The following is a 1,401-nucleotide window of genomic DNA, read 5'->3' on the forward strand; positions in this document are numbered from 1 at the left end:
TAGGCGGTGGAATCAGATTTATATCACAAAAAATTACCAATCAAAAAGTCGACACAAGTCCTGCAAACGCCACGAATTACGGATACTACGGAGTTAATGATAACGGGGCTTTAACCACATTTGTCATCAAAGAAGGTGTTCAACCAAACTTTGGCTTTTCATTGGGTTTGAATTTTTAAAAAAATATTGTCAATAAATGTCAAATTTTATAAATTGCTGTTAGTTACCCTAATGATTGAATGTTAAAAAATCTGAGAAGATTTTCATCCTATTTACATGCCTCAGCCAGTTTAAAGATGATTTTGCTGGCTTTTTTTTCACAAGTGATTTTTGCGGTTTTCATTATTCCCAAAATGGAAGCCCTCATTAATCCATTGCAAAATCAAGTACTTTTGGAGTTGAGGTTCGGCTATACATCAAACCAGTTTTATGACTTGATGAGTTCGATTGGAGGTATTGGAATCATGTATTATAAAATATATGTCCTATTTATTGATATTCTTTATCCTATCATCTATTGTATTTCCTACAGTTTATTGCTCAGTTTATTTTTCAGAAATTCGTTTTCGAGCAATCATTATTTTCAATTGTTTAATGTATTTCCTTTTCTGATTGGTTTTGCAGATGTTTTCGAAAATATTTCGATAGCGTATTTATTGTTTGCTTTTCCTACTCAAAACCTATTTATAGTAAAATTAGCATCATCCTTTAGCCTCCTAAAATGGGGATTTACGATGTACAATATTTTGCTCATGCTTACGGGTTTGTTTGCTTGGGGATTTAGGACACTATTGAAAGCTAAAAAGTGACTTATTTCATGGTAAACTTTTTCCCAGGGCTTTGTTTTACCAAATCAGCAAATTCAAGGTTGAGCAATATTGAAGCCAGTTTATTCAAATGAATCTGAGAATGCCAACTCAGGTCATCAATCAGCATTTCACCATTATGCATCAATAAACTCAGTACTTTACTTTCCTCTTGGGTATATTTGGTCAGGTCCAAAACTTCTTTTTCTATAATTCTTGATTTACCATTTTCCGAATTCCACTTCATCCATTCCACAAAATCCTCCGTATTTGTAAAAATCTGTGCTTTGTTGTTCGCTATCAAATAGTTAGGCCCTTCAGAGTACTTTTGAAAAATGCCGCCTGGTATGGCAAATACTTCCTTATTGTAATTGTTGGCATATTCTGCGGTTACCATTGAACCACCTTTTCTCGCAGATTCTACCACAATTGTTGCATCTGCTAAAGCAGCAATAATTCTGTTTCGAGCCACAAAAAATGATGGCTTAGTAATCGTACCAAAAGGCTGTTCGGATATGAGCAAGCCAGTTTCTTCTATTTCCTTTGCCACTTTTTTGTGTGAACTCGGATAAACAGTCTCCAAACTATTGGCCAA

General features: G+C 34.4%; 2 protein-coding genes. One reads left to right on the forward strand and one right to left on the reverse strand.

Going from position 1 to position 1,401, the window contains the following annotated elements:
• The first annotated feature begins 239 nt into the window (after positions 1 to 239).
• Complete coding sequence (locus EGI24_RS14560) at positions 240 to 809, forward strand: hypothetical protein (RefSeq protein WP_255048909.1); 570 nt, start codon at positions 240 to 242, stop codon at positions 807 to 809.
• Between the two features lies 1 nt (position 810).
• Here the strand turns inward: EGI24_RS14560 and EGI24_RS14565 are convergent.
• Positions 811 to 1,401, reverse strand: a 591-nt coding sequence (locus tag EGI24_RS14565; protein WP_255048910.1) for a DNA-processing protein DprA, incomplete at its 5' end; no start/stop codon positions are given.

Source organism: Lacihabitans sp. CS3-21, assembly GCF_024343675.1.
In the GTDB taxonomy this organism is placed as follows: Bacteria; Bacteroidota; Bacteroidia; order Cytophagales; family Spirosomataceae; genus Leadbetterella.